We start from the raw sequence: 17,139 nt of genomic DNA, 5'->3' as shown, positions 1-17,139 counted from the left end.
ATTTAACCCGTTACATTACTATTAATAGGGTGGGAATACACATGAACAAACCTAAAATTGGGATGATTGGACTTGGAAGTATTGCGCAAAAAGCCTACCTTCCAACACTTACAAAAGAAACAGATTGGAATTTTGTAGGGGCGTTTACACCTAACGCTGAGAAAAGAAAACAAGTTTGCCAGCAATACCGTATTCAAGACTTTCATTCTATTGAAATGTTAGCTTCGGAATGCGATGCAATCTTCGTTCATAGTTCAACTGCTTCACATTATGAAATCGTTTCTGAACTTCTGAAAAAGGGAATCGACGTTTATGTTGATAAGCCACTAGCAGCTACAGTGGAACAAGCTGAGCAACTAGTCGAGTTAAGCGAGAAGTATAACCGAAAATTAATGGTCGGATTTAATCGCAGATTCGTTCCTATGTATGTCGCTGCCAAAGAACAGGCTAATGATATTTCATGGATTCGCATTGAAAAGCATCGTACAAATAAAGTCGGGCCATATACGTACGACTTCACTATGTTAGATGATTATTTACACATTGTAGATACTGCTCGCTGGTTAGCTAATGATGACCTTAACGCCGTTCACAATATGATACAAATCAATGAAAAGAATGAACTTCTTTACGGACATCATACATATACAACTCCAAGTGGACTATTACTTTCTACTGCAATGCATCGCCATGCCGGTACTAATTTAGAACAAATTGAACTTGTAACGCCAGGGAAAATCATTCGCGTAAAAAATATGAATACATTTGAAATTGAACAGGAAAACTCAGTTTCACAAAGTGGTTCCCCATCATGGGATACGACGTTAAAACAACGTGGTTTTGAAGATGCTGTTCGTCATTTTATTGAATGTGTACACGGAGATACAAAGCCTGTTGTAGATGGATTAGAAGGATTAAAAACGCAGCAACTATTGCAATCTCTACTAGATAATGTAAGCAAAAATTAAAACGGATACATTTTTCAGAATTTACTTTCATTCCCATTCCCCCTTTATTTCTGTCACAAATTTCTATAGAATATGTTGATAGGAATTATAAATTTCATAATGAATCGTGGAAAGGATGGGATTAACACATGTGGAACGAGTTTAAAAAATTCGCCTTCAAAGGGAATGTAATCGATTTAGCTGTCGGGGTTGTAATCGGTGCTGCATTCGGTAAAATCGTTAGTTCTTTAGTAAAAGATATCATCACACCATTACTTGGTATGGTATTAGGTGGCGTTGACTTTACAGATTTAAAAATTACATTCGGTAAATCATCTATTATGTACGGTAACTTCATCCAAACTATTTTTGATTTCTTAATTATTGCAGCGGCTATCTTTATGTTCGTTAAAGTATTCAACAAACTAACATCTAAGAGAGAAGAAGAAAAAGAAGAGGCACTTCCGGAACCAACAAAAGAAGAAGAACTTCTTGGCGAAATTCGTGACTTATTAAAGCAACAAAATTCTTCTAAAGATAGAGCATAATTGAACGGATAAAAAGGCATGTCCCCAAGGGTACATGCCTTTTCTATATGCTATAACGTTTCCGAATTCATATGAATAAACAAAATAATACCAGCAACCATAAGTACCATAATGCTACCTGCAAATAGTGTAATACCAATAAACATTAAACTTTTGCTCATATCTACTGATACACTTTCAATAAAAATAGAAATTACATACGTGATAAGGGCAATTCCTGCAAGAATACTTCCTGGAACAAATCGCTTTAAACCATTTTGTTTTAACGTCATATATGCAAAAATAGCAGTCATACAAAGCGTAATTATCCAAAGAACGATCATCTCTTTTCCCCCCTCACAAGCCTTTTCTTTCTATTATACATGACATTGCCCTATAATAGTTATTTTTACACTTATGTGACATATAACAAGGAATCATACAATCTATAGAGAACTCTTCCAGGTAAGCTATATACTAGGGAGGATTTCAATTGGAAGATGATATTGTAGGATATTTTAAACGCACTTCACAAACATGCCTTGAACATAATTTACGAAGTCCTGAAGAACTTTTTGCATTTTGGAAAAGAAATTGACCACTAGAAAAATATGGATATCCCTCATGTAAATTGATATAATTACCATATACAAATATCCTTTGTAAGGGAGTGTTCATAATGATTTGGATTTCACTAATCGTATTAGCTTATTTCATCATTCTCGTCCCAATACAGTACAACTACATTAAAATGCTCAAAGAAAAACAGAAAAAAATGAATGTCTCACAAAACGAACTATATGACAATATGTCTTATGAAGAATCCCAAGTACATTACCATTATCAAAGTAACGTATTTACAATACCTGCTTCGCTTGTCGCAAGTATTGTTTATAAAGTGAAACATGCAGCATAATATGTACGCTGTAAAATTATTGTTTGAGTCTGTTCATTCTAGTGAGCCTAATTCTACGAAAATTGATGGGCATTATGAAGAGAATCACAATACACTTTTTGAAGAAAGCATTATTCTTGTTAAAGCAAACAGTTTAGAGGATGCTCACGAACTTGGTAAAAAAATTGCTATGCAATCTGAAGATACGTACGATAATATGTACGATGAGCAAGTAACGTGGACGTTCCGAAAAGTGTTACATGTGTTTGAATTAGACGATACCCCCTTTAAAACTGGAAAAGAATTGTACGCAAGATTTTTACACGTTAAGAAAAATAAAGCGGTGGATACAGTCGTACAAAAATACTATCCTGAATCCGAATAAAAGCTCACAGCAAATGCTGTGAGCTTTTTTATACTTACTTGGTTGAATCTCTAAATTGGATACGGTGAGGTAAGATAACAGTGTGATCTTCCACTTTTTCTTTGTTCATATACTTTGTTAATAAACGCATTGCTACTGCACCGATATCATACATCGGTTGAACAACTGTTGAAAGCTGCGGACGAACCATTAATGCAAGACGTGTATTATCGAAACCAAGTACTTCTACGTCAGTTGGTACGTTTAATCCAGCGTCTTGTGCTGCATGGATTACACCTAGTGCCATTTCATCAGAAGACACGAAGATTGCTGTTGGCTTTTCATCATTGCTCCAAAGCTTTTCGAATGCTTCAATACCTGAATCATATGTGTAATCTCCATCGATTACAAGATTTTCATCATATGAAATACTTGCTTCTTCTAGAGCTTTTTTATAACCTTGTAACTTCTTCGCACTTCCTGCTTTATCAATGAAAGGACCAGAGACGAAACCGATACGCTTATGTCCTTGCTCAATAAAGTGCTTCATTGCATCATAAGCTGCTTGTGTATAATCAATATTTACTGATGGAGTTTCATTTTGCTCATCAAATGACGCTGCTAATACAATTGGTACTGGAGATTTTTTAAATTCTTCAATGTGAATGTCTGTAATATCTTCACCCATGAAAACAATTCCGTCCACTTGTTTTCCAAGCATCGTATTTAATAAATGGAACTCTTTCTCTTTGTTTTGATCAGAGTTACTTAAAATGATGTTATATTTGTACATTGTTGCGATATCTTCAATTCCACGTGCAAGTTCTGCATAAAACGTATTTGAGATATCAGGAATAATAACACCTACTGTAGTTGTCTTCTTACTTGCTAGTCCACGTGCTACCGCATTTGGGCGGTATCCTAAACGATCAATTGCTTCTAATACTTTCTTTCTTGTTGTAGGCTTTACATTTGGGTTACCGTTCACAACGCGTGATACGGTAGCCATTGAAACGTTTGCTTCGCGCGCTACATCATATATTGTTACGTTCATCTCATCGCACACTCCTTCTATTTTTGTTATCTATTTTTATGTATCGGTTACTTGAATGAAAAAAAGACATCAACTCTATTTGCAGATGCCACCAATCGTCCCGAGTTCTTCCTTTTACTAATGATACGATAAAAACGCAGGCTCATACAATATTTTCCCGCAAAAGTTTCGAAAAAATTCGCTTCTTTTCTCGTATTTTCGTATTTTTTATGAAAAAAGGGCATTTTTTGTAAAAAAATAGATGTTTCCTAAGTAGAAATCTTATTTTAAACAGTACGATAGTAAATGAAATTTATATCGGCGATTTTTCGAATATATCGACTGTAACTCGAAATATATCAGCGATTTTCCAAATATATCGACCGCAACTCTAATTATATCAGCGATTTTTTAAATATATCAACTTACCAACAAAAATCGACAATGACAGTCGCTATACAATAGGAGAAAGCTGTTCCAAAATGCCTTCTTGGAACAGCTCATTAAAAGTTTTTATAATTTACTTCCAAATGATTTTAATTCATTCATAAAATCATTGAACTGCGGTATATTCATTTGCTGCGCCGCATCTGATAAAGCTACAGCTGGATCTGGATGTACTTCAGCCATAATTGCGTCTGCACCAATTGCCATCGCTGCTTTTGCAGTTGGTAAGACAAGGTCACGTCGCCCTGTAGAATGCGTTACATCGACAACGACAGGTAAATGTGTTTCTTTCTTTAAAATCGGCACAGCGGAAATATCAAGCGTATTACGCGTCGCTCTTTCATACGTGCGAATACCTCGTTCACATAAAATAATGTTTCCATTTCCCTTTGCCATAATATATTCTGCCGCATTAATGAATTCTTCAATCGTTGCTGATAGACCACGTTTTAATAATACTGGTTTATTTACAGCACCAGCTGCCCTGAGCAAATCAAAGTTTTGCATATTGCGAGCGCCAATTTGAATAACATCAACGTAATCTAATGACATCTCAATATCATTCGGATTTAAAATTTCACTAATAACAGCCAAATCATATTCATCTGCTACCTGGCGCAAAATTTGTAATCCCTCTAATCCAAGACCTTGAAAATCATACGGTGAAGTACGTGGTTTGAACGCACCACCACGCATTAATTTCAGACCTTGCTCTTTCATTGCTTCAGCAACTTGACGTACTTGTTCATAACTTTCCACTGCACACGGTCCCATAATAAAATGCTGATTTCCGTCACCAATTTTTTCACCATTAATTTCAACAATTGTATCTTCTGTTTTTTTCTTACGAGAAACAAGTAATGCTTTACGATGATCATCTTCTTGTAACTCTAAACCAGCTTGAAAAATTTGTTTGAAAATATGTTGTAAAGTCGAAGTTTCAAATGGACCATTATTATTCTCTGCAATTAAATCCAGCATATTTCTTTCACGTACAGGATCAAAACGTTTCACACCTTGTATTTCTTTTAAATTACCAACTTCTTGTACGAGACGACCTCTTTCGTTTAGTAACTCTAATATTTGTAAATTAAGTTGATCAATCTCAGAACGTAAACGACCTAATTGTTGTGATGCCATAAGAAAGCCACCTCTTTCAAATTCCTATATATTACTTTTTTAAGATAACTTATTATAGCTGATACATATACGATTGTCACACGATATACAGCAATGAATTACTATCAAAAAACATTGTATATTTTTATTTAAAATAAAAAAAAAGACAGTTTACATACTGTCTTTTTTACAAGAAGGAAACAAACGGTTTATCACTGTTTTTCTCTTTTATAATAACGGCCTCAATTTTACTCTCGGACTTAATCTGTAATTGTACTTTCGCATTTTTAGGCAATTTGTCTAACATGCCTTGAGCAGCCAATTGGGTAAGAGCCATTAATTCTGTTTTACCGTTATATTTAATAACAATATTCATATTTAATGTATCCATTTGATCTTTCTTATAAGAAACTTTAGCGTTGACTGGAATAAAATCTCCATTAGAAAAACCTTTTATTTCCTTAGCAAAGTTATTTATTTTTGTATTATCTTCTCCATGTGCTTGTGTAAATTCATCAGAAGGATATGAATACGACTTTTCATCAATTGTACTCCAATTTCCAAGGTTCGTATCATTCTTTTGAACAGTAGCACTAGCAATATACGTACCATTTTTTAAAGAACTAGTACTTTCTTGCTTAAAGATAGCAAACGTAATTGGAGATTTGTTATACTTATCATTTTTGTTAATAGCTTCAATAAGTTGTTTAGCAACTTCAGACCCTTTAGACATAGCTTCTTCATTCGATACACTTGAAGACATAGCTAAGCCAATCATAACACCAGATAAACTTAATTCATTTGAATTCTGTTTTCCAAAATAGTCTTGTTCTATAATATTCGTCAAAACTGGCGCTTCTACTTTCGCAACTAGTTCATCAACTAGTTTCTCTGGAATATACTGATTTAATTGCAGTACGTGACTCTCTGTATCAAATTGTTGCGTTGCAATATTTATTAAACCATTTTCATACTCTGCTAAATCTAATTTAGAATTTGTTTTTATATTAGCTGTATTAATAACCTTTTGTTCTTTTAAAGGAATAACAGTTCTATAATAATCTTTAGAAACAGCAGTTCTCGGAATCATACTTTTTTCTTTTGTATCTTTTTGTATAACTTCATCCTTCTTACTAATCGTATTACTATCGTTACTACAAGCTCCCAGTAATAAACTTACGACCGCGAAGGATAATGCCATTTTCTTCATTACTTAAAACCTACTTTCAACAATCTAGTTATTTAATTTGAACTAATAACAGTGTACCATTAAATATATTTCAACAAAAACAAAAAAAAGAAGCAAGCACCTTTAGCTTGCTTCTTTTTACTTAATATTCTCTTCTAAAGCGTCTTTTTTAATGTTCCAATGAGACGTATTCCATACTACGATCCCATCTTTTATGTATAACACTTGCGGAGATTCATGTTTAATGCTGTACTGTTCTGCAACACGATTCGACACATCTCTCGCGTCTTGTACGTATAAGTAATACGCTGGTACCGCTCTTTCTTCACTGCAATACGCTTGAAATTCTGTGTATGCACCGTGACTAATCGGGCATGTCGTACTATGTTTAAAAAGAACATACGGCTCATTCTTTTCTACCAAGACTTCAAGCTCTTCAATTGTTTCAAGTTTTGTCATATTCATCACGATTCACCTCTCATACGAAATCTAGAGCGCTTCTCTTTCTTTTCAGCTTTTTTCTCAATTCTTTCTAATTTACGCTCTTCTTTTTCAACCTTCTTCTCTTGTCTCGACGCACGGTAATGATTGTATACTTCAATCGCCGCACTGCTCCACTGTACAACTTGCGCTACTTTATCAGCGTTATTTTCAATTTCATCCGTTACAGAGTCTGATACATTACGAAGCTTCGTATTTAAAGATTGGATTGTCGTTCCAATCCCATCTACACCCGCTACCACTTTATTTAATGACTGTGACTTCTGTTGAATATCATCAGCTAACGCATTCGTCTTATGTAATAATTGCTCTGTCTCTACGCTAATTCCTTGCATTTGTTTTTCTAAACCTTCTAACGTGCTTGCAACGTTTTCTAACGTCTTCTGAACCGATAACAACGTTCTGCATACATACACTACTAATACTGCGAAAGCAACCGCGATAATAGCCGCACTTACATATAAAAGAACTTGCATTTCATCACTTCCTTTATCTTTTTCATACTTTCCCCTATTATACAATCATTTTCCGTTTCATTCTAATCCCTATCTCATCATTAGAATTTTCATACTTATTCGTTAACTGTAACATAAATCATTCAACAAATTCCACTAAGTAGGTTACAATAGGAGAGGATACATAATTAGTAGGGAGGCTTTACATATGAAAGATCCACGTATTGAAAAGTTAGCATACAATTTAATTAACTACTCTATCCGCTTACAAAAAGGTGAAAAAGTATTAATTGAAAACTTTGGCTTACAAAAAGAACTTGTAACTGCACTTGTAAAAGAAGCATATGCAGCTGGTGGTTTCCCATTCGTCTCTTTAAAAGATCATCAAGTAGATCGCTCTTTATTAATGGGTGCTACTGAAGAACATTTCGAACAAATCGCTGCATATGAAGCAAGCGTAATGAAAGACATGGACGCTTATATCGGCCTTCGCTCTGGCGATAATATTAATGAACAAGCTGACGTTCCAAGTGAGCGTATGAAAGTTCATGGCCAAACAGTTGGTAAAAAAGTTCATAGAGACATTCGCGTTCCGAAAACGCGCTGGGTTGTTCTTCGCTACCCAAATGCTTCTATGGCACAGCTTGCTAAAATGAGTACAGAAGCTTTCGAAGACTTCTACTTCGAAGTTTGTAACTTAGACTACGGTAAAATGGATAAGGCGATGGATAGCCTTGTTACATTAATGAATAAAACAGATAAAGTTCGTTTAACTGGTCCCGGAACTGACTTAACATTCTCTATTAAAGACATTCCAGCAATTAAATGCTCAGGTCATTTAAACATTCCAGACGGTGAAGTATACTCTGCACCAGTTCGTGATTCTGTTAACGGTACAGTTTCTTACAACACACCATCTCCTTACAACGGTTATACATTTGAAAATGTACAACTTAAGTTTGAGAACGGTCAAATCGTTGAAGCAACTGCAAACGATTCAGAACGCATTAACAAAATCTTCGATACAGACGAAGGCGCACGCTACGTTGGTGAGTTCGCAATCGGCGTAAACCCATACATCTTACATCCAATGGGAGACATCCTATTCGATGAAAAAATCGATGGCAGCTTCCACTTCACTCCTGGACAAGCTTACGACGATGCATGGAACGGCAACAACTCGAACATTCACTGGGATTTAGTATGCATCCAGCGCCCTGAATACGGCGGTGGCGAAATTTACTTCGACGACGTACTAATCCGTAAAGACGGACGCTTCGTTGTACCTGAATTAGAAGCTTTAAACCCAGAGAACTTAAAATAATAATAAAAACGCTCGGAATTTTCTCCGAGCTTTTTTTTATTTCTTCCCTACCATTTCTATTTTCACATGTGGATTTTCTTTCTCGATAAGCGCCAAAAATTCATTCATATTTTGCGGCATCGCAACCATATGTACTTTGTATGCATTCGTCGTAATTTCAAGGTATTTCCCAACTTGACGAATGATTCTTATCTCTTTCAATACGATATCGTCATTTAAAATGCCGTACTTTAATACACCATTTTCTACTTTATGTTTTTTAATAAATACTTCCCAAACGAGTGGTACATTTACAAGGAAGCATAAACCCATCCCAATCAACGCTGACATCCAATGCGCTCTATTAGTGAAAAGCATGACAATTGGATATATACACATAAAAGCTAACGTAAGACAAACGAAAATGACTACTGACTTACTTCTTTGAATTGGAAAGTTCATACCTACACCCCCTAATCCAAATTATACCAATATTTCCATTTTGGTTCATAGAAAAAGGCCATTTCTAAATGACCTTTTACACAATGTACCTATAAAATTCCTTATCTACTTGTAGCACCGGAAAGTTTTTCGGCAACTCATCTATACTCACACTTTGAAAACCATTCTTTTCATAAAAACGATGTGCCGCTAAAAATTTTACTGTTGTTCCTAAATAAATATCTTTCAACTTTTTATCCTCAGCCCATGAAATTGCTGTTTGAAGCAACATATATGATGCGCCCCATTCTTTTCCGCGAAACTCTTTCTTCACGAACATTTTTCTTAGCGCTACTTGATGATTCTCAATATCTAATAAAGCTACTGTTCCAACTACTTTACCATCATAAATTGCTACCCAAAAGTTTCCGTGATCCTTTTGATAGAACGTTTCTATTTCAAGTAAATCAGGTTGCTCTTCTTTCGTAATGGGAACATTATACTCTTTTTGCTGAATATGAACGATAAGATCTACTATTTCCTCTTGAAACGTACCTTCATATGGAACAATACGAATCTTCTCGTTCATCGAATCTCTTTCCATTCTGAAGCTAGTAAACTATATACAGCGATATCATGAAAATGATCATATAGCCATTCTTCATCTCGTAAAATACCATCTAACTTAAATCCTAAACGCTCTGGAATTGCGCGACTCTTCGCATTTCCAACACCGCAACGAATTTCAATTTTATTCAGCTTTAAATTTTCAAATGCATAGTGAAGTACAGCCTTTACGCTACGCGTCATAATACCTTTCCCGCCAGCATCTTCTGCAAGATAATACCCAAGACTCGTCGCTTTCTTCCCCCAGCTCACTGGATGAATACCTACCATCCCAACGAGCTTTCCTTTGTAACGTATGCCACTTTCAAAACCATCTCCCTCTGCAAACTTCTTTAACCACATCGGAAAAATCTCATCATAAGCATCAGCAGATTTTGTCCCATCTACCCAAGGGAGCCATTTCCGTAAATGATTACGGTTTTGATCTAATAATTGATATAATTCCTCTTTATGATGTTTTTCTAATAACTGTAGTTCGATTTCGTCATCTACTCGGAGTGTGAACATGTTTTTTAGTCCCCTTTTTAGTTTTCTTATTATTCTAACACTTACATTTCAAAACGCGTACCAATATATCAACGATTTTTGAAATATATCGAACACAACTCCATATATATCGACGTTTCAACATTAATACACAACCAAGACAACAAAAAAAGACGCACAGCCAAGCTATGCGTCTTTCCTATTACTTCTCTGCAACTTGAACTTCTTTTACATAAGCTGCTTCGAATTTTTGGATGTCACCTGCGCCCATGAAAATTAGAACGCCGTTTTTATGTTTCTTTAATACATCCGTTGTTGTATCTGTAATTAGTTCTGCACCGTCAATACGCTTTTGCAGATCTTCAATTGTTAATTCACCTTTGTTTTCACGTGCTGATCCGAAAATATCACATAAATATACTTGGTCAGCTTTGCTTAGGCTTTCTGCGAACTCATCTAAGAACTTTTCTGTACGTGAGAATGTGTGTGGCTGGAATACAGCGACAATTTCACGCTCTGGATGTTTTTGACGAGCAGCTTCAATCGTTGCATTAATCTCTGTCGGATGGTGTGCATAGTCATCGATGATTACTTGCTCTCCCATCGGCTTTTCATTAAAACGACGTTTTACGCCTTCAAAAGTTGTTAATTGATGTTTTACTGCTTCTACATCAACATTTTCATAATGGCAAAGCGCGATTACTGCTAACGCATTTAATACGCTGTGATTGCCGTATCCTGTAATTTTGAACGTATCATAGTACGTGTTACGAACGAATACATCGAATATCGTGCCATCTGTTCTCTTTTGGATGTTGCGTGCTTGGAAATCATTATCTTCTCCAAATCCATAGAAAATAACAGGTACTTTCGCTTGAATTTTTTGAAGTTCTTCATCATCTCCACATGCAATAATGCCTTTTTTCACTTGCAATGCCATCTCTTGGAATGCACTGAATACATCATTGATGTCTGCAAAATAATCTGGATGATCAAAATCAATATTCGTCATAATTGCATAGTCTGGATTATAAGACAAGAAATGACGACGATACTCACAAGCTTCAAATACAAAATACTTACTATTTTCTACCCCATGCCCTGTTCCATCTCCAATAAGGTAAGATGTAGGGTGTGCACCTTGCATTACATGGGCTAACAAACCAGTTGTTGATGTTTTTCCATGTGCACCAGTTACAGCAACACTTGTGTATTGGTTCATCAGGTCACCTAAGAAATGATGGTAACGATGGACTGGGATGTTTAATTCTTTTGCTGCTACGATTTCTTCATGCGTATCAGGAAATGCATTTCCTGCAATAATCACTTGTCCTTCTTCTACATTATTCTTATCAAAAGGAAGGATCGAGATACTACGCTTTTCCAACGCTGTTTGTGTAAAGAAACGCTTTTCATAATCAGACCCTTGAACAGTATGCTTCATATCATGAAGAATTTGCGCTAATGAACTCATTCCTGTTCCTTTAATTCCTACAAAATGGTAAACTGTCATCTTAAAGAACCTCCAACATTTCGAACTAATACAACGGCCTATCTATAAGACAGTATATGAATCTTTTCTTATTTTGGTAATCATCATACATTTTTGATGTAGTGAAGTTATTCTTTCCCTTCACTTATCAGGATAAACTCGTACGTACTTCTTTATATGTCTATAACAAGTCCATTATAGCAAAAAAGAAGCCGCTATACTATGATAACAGAAAAACTGATAGGGTCAATCACCTATCAGTTTTTCTCTCTTTTACATCTCTTCTCTTTTTTCTAATTGAACACGCTCTAAACGTGGGTTTGGACGATATTTACGACCAGCTTTCGCTTCTGGTTTTCCATTTAATTCTACGTTATCACCAGTAAAGCCAATATTCATTTTTAATAAGCTACTTCCTACCCCGTATATGTCAACAGGTACGTTTTGAGCTTCAAATTCACGAATACGCTTCTCATCAAATCCACCAGTTACAACGATGTCTACATGCTGGAATCCTTCTTCATCAAGTGCTTTACGAAGTGCGAATACAAGCGATGGGTTTACACCACGTGGATCGAATGTTCCAAGTACTTCTGGGTGGCGAATGAAGTATTGATCAATCATCGTGCGGGACGTATCTACACGTACACCTTTTAATGTTGATCCAAATTCACGCGCTACGCGAAGTGCATCTGTAATGACATCATTGTTGTAATCAATTAATACAACTAATTCATCTTCTGGGAATTTCTTATGATATGCTTTTGCAGCTTCTACAACATCACCATTAAACATTTGAATTAATGCGTGAGGCATCGTCCCCATACCACTTTTGCCCCACCATTCATTCATCGCATGCGTCGCTTGTGCGCTCATACCTCCGATGTATGCTGCATAACCGTCACCAGCTTGTTGTGTATAATGATCGTCACGATCTCCCATGAAAATAACTGGTTTTTCTTTATCTACGCTACGCGCAGCTTGGACAACGTTATATACGTTTGTCGCAACCGATGTACGACGAGCTAAAATCCCATCAATGACACCTTCTAAAAATCCGAAATTTTCATAAGGACCATGAATTGTTAACACTGTTTCAAATGGACTAATTTTATCGCCATCTTTTAAAGAGTTAATTTCAAGTTCCTCAGGATTTTTAGCGAATGTTTGTAGCAATGCAATTACTTCATCCGTTCCGCAAAGAACTGCATTTTCCTTTTGGAAAAATTGCATCGTTACAACACTTTTCGGGCGAAATTCTTCGATGATTTCTCTAGTTTTTAAAAAGTAAACGGCAGAGAACCAACCTTCTCCAACACGTTCGTCAAATTTAAATGTTTTATTTGTTAGTCTATTTATTTCACCTTTTAATTTTAATTCAATTTCTTTCATGTCGCTTTACTCCCTACTTTACTATCCAACATTTTCTCTTAGTATACAGCAAAACCTTTTACTATACATTTGTTTCCTGCATAGCGGCAAATTCATCCTCAGAAATAAGGACATCTCTCGGTTTCGTTCCTCTACCTTCAGAAATAATCCCTTGCGATTCCATCTCTTCAATGAGACGTGCCGCGCGATTATAACCGATGCGGAATTTTCGCTGTACAGAAGATGTGGACGCTCCCCCTTGTTCTACAACAAATTGACATGCATCAAGGAACAATTCGTCTTCTGACTCAGCTTGTTCTGTTTTCGCTAATAAATCCTCTTGCTTAAATAAGTAATTCGGCTTCATTTGCTTTTTCACATGATCAACTGTTTTTTCAATCTCATCATCCGATACATATACACCTTGTACACGAACTGGCTTAGATGTACCGTTCCCTAAGAATAACATATCACCACGGCCAAGTAATTTCTCCGCGCCCCCAATATCAATAATCGTACGCGAATCAACTTGAGATGATACAGTAAACGCAATACGCGTTGGAATGTTTGACTTAATTAAACCTGTAATAACATCTACAGATGGACGCTGCGTCGCTACTAATAAATGAATACCACAAGCACGTGCTTTTTGCGCAATGCGACAAATCGCTTCCTCAACATCACCAGGTGCTACCATCATTAAATCGGCTAACTCGTCAATGACAATAACGATATAAGGTAATGTCTCTCCTGGAATTTCTCGCTCACTTACAATCGTATTGTAGCGAGTTAAATCACGAGCACCTGCGTGTGCAAACAATTCATAACGGCGTTCCATTTCCTCAACTGCCCATTTTAATGCAGCTGTTGCTGCTTTTACATCCGTAATAACAGGTGCTACAAGATGCGGAACAGAATTGTATGGTGCAAGCTCAACCATCTTCGGATCGATTAACATTAACTTCACTTCATGTGGTTTCGCTTTATATAAAATGCTCGTTAAAATGGCGTTAATACACACACTTTTACCAGAACCGGTTGCACCCGCAATAAGTCCATGTGGCATTTTTCGAATATCCGTTACAATTGGATCCCCTGAAATATCAAGTCCAAGCGCAACAGTAAGCGGTGATTCACTCTTTGTGAATACAGGACTTCTTAAAATTTCGCGAAGAAATACCGGCTTACTTTCTTTATTTGGAACTTCAATTCCAATTGCACTCTTCCCTGGAATCGGCGCTTCAATACGAATATCTTTCGCAGCTAAACTTAACTTAATATCATCACTTAAGTTTGTAATTTTATTTACTTTCACACCTGGGTCTGGCTGTACTTCAAAACGAGTTACCGCTGGCCCTTGCGATACATTAATAACATGTGCTCCAACGTGAAAATTATTAAACGTTGTATCTAATAATTCTTTCTGCTCCTCTAACCATTCTGTATTATCTAACGCTGATTGCTGTGGAATCGACAACAGCGCTAATGGTGGAACAGTATATGTCGGTGGTGTATGCAATACATTTCGCATATCGTTCTCTCTTTGATTTACAACATATGCTTTCTCTTGTACTTCCGTACTTGAAATTGGCTTTTGTACTTGCTCTACCACTACTTGCTGTATTGATTGTTCTTCCATTTGTGGCTCTGCTACTACTTGCTGCACTGGTTGCTCTTCCACTTGTGGTTCTGCTACCTCTTGTTGCACTGGGCGTTCTTCCATTTGTGGCTCTGCTACTACTTGCTGCACTGGGCGTTCTTCCACTTGTGGTTCTGCTACCTCTTGTTGTACTGGCTTATTCTCTACTCGTACATTAGCAGAAGGCTGCATTGCATTTGCTCTAGCTGCATGTCTTTCCATTAATCGTGTTCTATCTTGTTTCAACATAACAACATTAAATGGTACATGACGCTTTTTCTCACGTTTTGGTTCTTCTTTTTGTACAACTGGTTGTTCTTCTACGACCGGTGTTTCCTCGGCAGTTGGCTGTTCTTCTGCAATCCGTGCTTCCTCTGCAACTGGTTGTTCTTCTGCAATTAAAACATCCGCAAAGCTTTGAACATCTTTCTTCGTTTGTTCATCAGCCTCAGCAACATGTATGAATTCATTCTTTTGTTCAATTGCTTCATCTTCTTGCTGAATGTCCTCAAGTGCTACAAATGTCTCTACTACAGGCGCGTTTATTTCTGCAATCACTTCTACTTCTTCTGACTCTTCTGCTTCTGTAATTACTTCAGCTTCTTCTGACTCTTCTGCTTCCGCAATTACTTCCACTTCCTCTGTTTCTTCCGTTTCCGCAATTACTTCCACTTCTTCTGTTTCTTCCGCTTCCGCAATTACTTCCACTTCTTCTAGCTCTTCTGCTTCCGCAATTACTTCTACTTCTTCTAGCTCTTCTGCTTCCGCAATTACTTCCACTTCTTCTGACTCTTCTGTTTCTGTAATCACTTCCACTTCTTCTGACTCTTCTGTTTCCGCAATTACTTCCACTTCTTCTAGCTCTTCTGCTTCCGCAATTACTTCTACTTCTTCTAGCTCTTCTGCTTCCGCAATTACTTCTACTTCTTCTAGCTCTTCTGCTTCCGCAATTACTTCTACTTCTTCAGGTGCCTCTGTTTCCATAACTACTTCAGCTTCTTCTGACTCTTCTGTTTCCGCAATTACTTCCACTTCTTCAGGTGCCTCTGTTTCCATAACTACTTCAGCTTCTTCTGACTCTTCTGTTTCCGCAATTACTTCCACTTCTTCAGGTGCCTCTGTTTCCATAACTACTTCTTCAAACTCTTCCGTTTCTGCAATTACTTCTACTTTTGACACTTCTTCTGGTATTTCCACAATGATTGTTTCTTCAAGTTTTTCTTCTGCTTTGACAATCACTGATTCTTCTGGAGCTTGCTTTTCTACTTCAATAGTAGGTTGTTTTATTTCTGTATTACGTTTAATTTCTTCTGATAATATTGTATCCTCGTGCTCTACTTTAGAAGCTACTAATTCTTCTTGTAGATTGTTTTCGTTTAACACCACTACATCTTTTTCTAGCTTAGCACTTTCCATCTGCTCAGCTACTGTTTTATGAAGTAATTCATCCGCTGAAACTTCCTGCGGTGTACTCATTTCTTGAATCACTTCTTTTTCTTCTACTAAAGGCACTTGGCGTTCAATTTCATAACCGTTTTTCTCTAGCCATTGATCAACTACTGACTTTTCTTCCTTTTTATTCTCTTCATATTGTTGCTCTCCATGCTGGTTAGCAGCTCTATGACTAGAAGAAGTTGGTGCTTGTCCTTCCGAGAAATCAGATAATGTATATCCTTTTTTCTCTAACCATGCATCAACGACTGATTTACCCTCTACAGATATTTCAAGGTCTTCTCTTTCCTTTACTTCCTCCTGCTTTTCTTTCTTTTTCTCTACTGAAGGACGATTATATCCATAAATTGGCGAAATCATTTCTGTTGGACGAAATGGTCTACGGTTACTCTCTTGCGAAGGTACAGATGCCTTTTTAACGACAGACTCCCGCACCGGTTCATATTGCACTTCCGGCTCTTCATATGTAGAAACTACCTTTTCCACATACGGTCGTCTGCTTCTTTCCACCTTTATTCCTCTTTGGGCAGTCGGTTCTTCATATGTTACTCCTTGAACAGGTTGTTCTTCGAAGCGATTTACTTCGCTTTCATCCTCTTCATCGAACCCATTATCCGGTACTAAAGGAAAACGGCATTTACCTGCATTCCTACTTGCCATTTGTGCTTCTCTTGCTTCAGTGTAGTGGTTTACACGAGGAATTTTCGGCTGACTTTCAATTTGCTTTGGTACTTCTTTATTCATCGCTGTTTGTTCTTCCTCTTTGTTAAACAGCTTTTTCATCCAATCTAACATGCTTACCACTCTTTCTACTAAATAGTAACATCCTTTATTGTATCAGCATTCGGCAA

At 36.7% G+C, this 17,139-nt stretch carries 17 protein-coding genes; 5 read left to right on the top strand and 12 right to left on the bottom strand.

Features of this window, described 5'->3' with window-relative positions:
• Nucleotides 1-41 precede the first annotated feature (41 nt).
• Both CGQ22_RS01180 and mscL read left to right on the top strand, forming a co-directional pair.
• A complete protein-coding gene (locus tag CGQ22_RS01180) occupies nucleotides 42-968 on the top strand; it encodes a Gfo/Idh/MocA family protein (RefSeq protein ID WP_001039692.1) in 927 nt (308 codons plus the stop codon).
• A gap of 128 nt (nucleotides 969-1,096) precedes the next feature.
• Nucleotides 1,097-1,495, top strand: coding sequence for a large-conductance mechanosensitive channel protein MscL (gene mscL, locus CGQ22_RS01175; RefSeq protein WP_000266999.1), 399 nt, complete (start codon nucleotides 1,097-1,099; stop codon nucleotides 1,493-1,495).
• A 50-nt stretch (nucleotides 1,496-1,545) separates the two neighbouring features.
• Here the strand turns inward: mscL and CGQ22_RS01170 are convergent, their stop codons facing one another.
• Nucleotides 1,546-1,818, bottom strand: coding sequence for a DUF3917 domain-containing protein (locus CGQ22_RS01170; RefSeq protein ID WP_000636586.1), 273 nt, complete (start codon nucleotides 1,816-1,818; stop codon nucleotides 1,546-1,548).
• A 335-nt stretch (nucleotides 1,819-2,153) separates the two neighbouring features.
• Between CGQ22_RS01170 and CGQ22_RS01165 the strand changes: the two genes are divergently transcribed.
• Nucleotides 2,154-2,390, top strand: coding sequence for a DUF3949 domain-containing protein (locus CGQ22_RS01165; RefSeq protein ID WP_000637900.1), 237 nt, complete (start codon nucleotides 2,154-2,156; stop codon nucleotides 2,388-2,390).
• 1 nt (nucleotide 2,391) lies between these two features.
• Nucleotides 2,392-2,754: a DUF4288 domain-containing protein gene (locus CGQ22_RS01160; protein ID WP_003302999.1), complete on the top strand. Its 363-nt coding sequence runs from the start codon at nucleotides 2,392-2,394 to the stop codon at nucleotides 2,752-2,754.
• Between the two features lie 34 nt (nucleotides 2,755-2,788).
• On the opposite strand, the gene ccpA is transcribed toward CGQ22_RS01160, so the two are convergent.
• The 5 genes from ccpA to CGQ22_RS01125 all read right to left on the bottom strand — a co-directional run bounded on the left by ccpA (nucleotide 2,789) and on the right by CGQ22_RS01125 (nucleotide 7,498).
• Nucleotides 2,789-3,787 (bottom strand): catabolite control protein A, encoded by a 999-nt coding sequence (gene ccpA / locus CGQ22_RS01155; protein ID WP_001103300.1) that lies wholly within the window; start codon nucleotides 3,785-3,787, stop codon nucleotides 2,789-2,791.
• Between the two features lie 492 nt (nucleotides 3,788-4,279).
• Entirely contained in the window at nucleotides 4,280-5,353 is a 1,074-nt protein-coding gene (locus tag CGQ22_RS01140) for a bifunctional 3-deoxy-7-phosphoheptulonate synthase/chorismate mutase (RefSeq protein WP_089148217.1), read from the bottom strand.
• 166 nt (nucleotides 5,354-5,519) lie between these two features.
• Nucleotides 5,520-6,542: a CamS family sex pheromone protein gene (locus tag CGQ22_RS01135; protein WP_089148216.1), complete on the bottom strand. Its 1,023-nt coding sequence runs from the start codon at nucleotides 6,540-6,542 to the stop codon at nucleotides 5,520-5,522.
• 117 nt (nucleotides 6,543-6,659) lie between these two features.
• Nucleotides 6,660-6,986, bottom strand: coding sequence for a bacillithiol system redox-active protein YtxJ (gene ytxJ, locus CGQ22_RS01130; protein WP_001057465.1), 327 nt, complete (start codon nucleotides 6,984-6,986; stop codon nucleotides 6,660-6,662).
• The gene (locus CGQ22_RS01125) at nucleotides 6,986-7,498 is read right to left on the bottom strand and encodes a DUF948 domain-containing protein (RefSeq protein WP_001197720.1); all 513 of its coding nucleotides are present in this window, start codon (nucleotides 7,496-7,498) and stop codon (nucleotides 6,986-6,988) included. The genes ytxJ and CGQ22_RS01125 overlap by 1 nt, the downstream gene beginning before the upstream one ends.
• A 187-nt stretch (nucleotides 7,499-7,685) precedes the next feature.
• On the opposite strand from CGQ22_RS01125, the gene CGQ22_RS01120 reads away from it, so the two are divergent.
• Nucleotides 7,686-8,801 carry an aminopeptidase gene (locus tag CGQ22_RS01120; RefSeq protein ID WP_000654729.1) on the top strand — a complete coding sequence of 372 codons (1,116 nt, stop codon included), beginning with the start codon at nucleotides 7,686-7,688 and terminating at the stop codon, nucleotides 8,799-8,801.
• Nucleotides 8,802-8,837: 36 nt separating this feature from the next.
• On the opposite strand, the gene CGQ22_RS01115 is transcribed toward CGQ22_RS01120, so the two are convergent.
• From CGQ22_RS01115 to CGQ22_RS01090, 6 genes are all read right to left on the bottom strand, one after another.
• A complete protein-coding gene (locus CGQ22_RS01115) occupies nucleotides 8,838-9,242 on the bottom strand; it encodes a PH domain-containing protein (protein ID WP_089148215.1) in 405 nt (134 codons plus the stop codon).
• 76 nt (nucleotides 9,243-9,318) lie between these two features.
• Nucleotides 9,319-9,810: a GNAT family N-acetyltransferase gene (locus CGQ22_RS01110; RefSeq protein WP_089148214.1), complete on the bottom strand. Its 492-nt coding sequence runs from the start codon at nucleotides 9,808-9,810 to the stop codon at nucleotides 9,319-9,321.
• Nucleotides 9,807-10,355: a GNAT family N-acetyltransferase gene (locus CGQ22_RS01105; protein WP_000494681.1), complete on the bottom strand. Its 549-nt coding sequence runs from the start codon at nucleotides 10,353-10,355 to the stop codon at nucleotides 9,807-9,809. The genes CGQ22_RS01110 and CGQ22_RS01105 overlap by 4 nt, the downstream gene beginning before the upstream one ends.
• Nucleotides 10,356-10,536: 181 nt before the next feature.
• Entirely contained in the window at nucleotides 10,537-11,847 is a 1,311-nt protein-coding gene (gene murC, locus CGQ22_RS01100; RefSeq protein ID WP_000219467.1) for a UDP-N-acetylmuramate--L-alanine ligase, read from the bottom strand.
• A gap of 252 nt (nucleotides 11,848-12,099) precedes the next feature.
• A complete protein-coding gene (locus tag CGQ22_RS01095; protein ID WP_000658370.1) occupies nucleotides 12,100-13,218 on the bottom strand; it encodes a nicotinate phosphoribosyltransferase in 1,119 nt (372 codons plus the stop codon).
• Between the two features lie 61 nt (nucleotides 13,219-13,279).
• Nucleotides 13,280-17,083, bottom strand: coding sequence for a DNA translocase FtsK (locus CGQ22_RS01090; protein WP_089148213.1), 3,804 nt, complete (start codon nucleotides 17,081-17,083; stop codon nucleotides 13,280-13,282).
• Nucleotides 17,084-17,139 lie beyond the last annotated feature (56 nt).

The organism is Bacillus sp. M13(2017) (assembly GCF_002218325.1).
Classification (GTDB): domain Bacteria; phylum Bacillota; class Bacilli; order Bacillales; family Bacillaceae_G; genus Bacillus_A; species Bacillus_A thuringiensis_K.
This window is presented reverse-complemented; position numbering and strand designations above follow the sequence as displayed.

Excerpts from the sequence above, each read along its gene's own strand:
- CGQ22_RS01180 (WP_001039692.1), top strand. The coding sequence starts at position 42 with ATGAACAAACCTAAAATTGGGATGATTGGACTTGGAAGTATTGCGCAA.
- mscL (WP_000266999.1), top strand. The coding sequence starts at position 1,097 with ATGTGGAACGAGTTTAAAAAATTCGCCTTCAAAGGGAATGTAATCGAT.
- CGQ22_RS01170 (WP_000636586.1), bottom strand. The coding sequence starts at position 1,818 with ATGATCGTTCTTTGGATAATTACGCTTTGTATGACTGCTATTTTTGCA.
- CGQ22_RS01165 (WP_000637900.1), top strand. The coding sequence starts at position 2,154 with ATGATTTGGATTTCACTAATCGTATTAGCTTATTTCATCATTCTCGTC.
- CGQ22_RS01160 (WP_003302999.1), top strand. The coding sequence starts at position 2,392 with ATGTACGCTGTAAAATTATTGTTTGAGTCTGTTCATTCTAGTGAGCCT.
- ccpA (WP_001103300.1), bottom strand. The coding sequence starts at position 3,787 with ATGAACGTAACAATATATGATGTAGCGCGCGAAGCAAACGTTTCAATG.
- CGQ22_RS01140 (WP_089148217.1), bottom strand. The coding sequence starts at position 5,353 with ATGGCATCACAACAATTAGGTCGTTTACGTTCTGAGATTGATCAACTT.
- CGQ22_RS01135 (WP_089148216.1), bottom strand. The coding sequence starts at position 6,542 with ATGAAGAAAATGGCATTATCCTTCGCGGTCGTAAGTTTATTACTGGGA.
- ytxJ (WP_001057465.1), bottom strand. The coding sequence starts at position 6,986 with ATGAATATGACAAAACTTGAAACAATTGAAGAGCTTGAAGTCTTGGTA.
- CGQ22_RS01125 (WP_001197720.1), bottom strand. The coding sequence starts at position 7,498 with ATGCAAGTTCTTTTATATGTAAGTGCGGCTATTATCGCGGTTGCTTTC.
- CGQ22_RS01120 (WP_000654729.1), top strand. The coding sequence starts at position 7,686 with ATGAAAGATCCACGTATTGAAAAGTTAGCATACAATTTAATTAACTAC.
- CGQ22_RS01115 (WP_089148215.1), bottom strand. The coding sequence starts at position 9,242 with ATGAACTTTCCAATTCAAAGAAGTAAGTCAGTAGTCATTTTCGTTTGT.
- CGQ22_RS01110 (WP_089148214.1), bottom strand. The coding sequence starts at position 9,810 with ATGAACGAGAAGATTCGTATTGTTCCATATGAAGGTACGTTTCAAGAG.
- CGQ22_RS01105 (WP_000494681.1), bottom strand. The coding sequence starts at position 10,355 with ATGTTCACACTCCGAGTAGATGACGAAATCGAACTACAGTTATTAGAA.
- murC (WP_000219467.1), bottom strand. The coding sequence starts at position 11,847 with ATGACAGTTTACCATTTTGTAGGAATTAAAGGAACAGGAATGAGTTCA.
- CGQ22_RS01095 (WP_000658370.1), bottom strand. The coding sequence starts at position 13,218 with ATGAAAGAAATTGAATTAAAATTAAAAGGTGAAATAAATAGACTAACA.
- CGQ22_RS01090 (WP_089148213.1), bottom strand. The coding sequence starts at position 17,083 with ATGTTAGATTGGATGAAAAAGCTGTTTAACAAAGAGGAAGAACAAACA.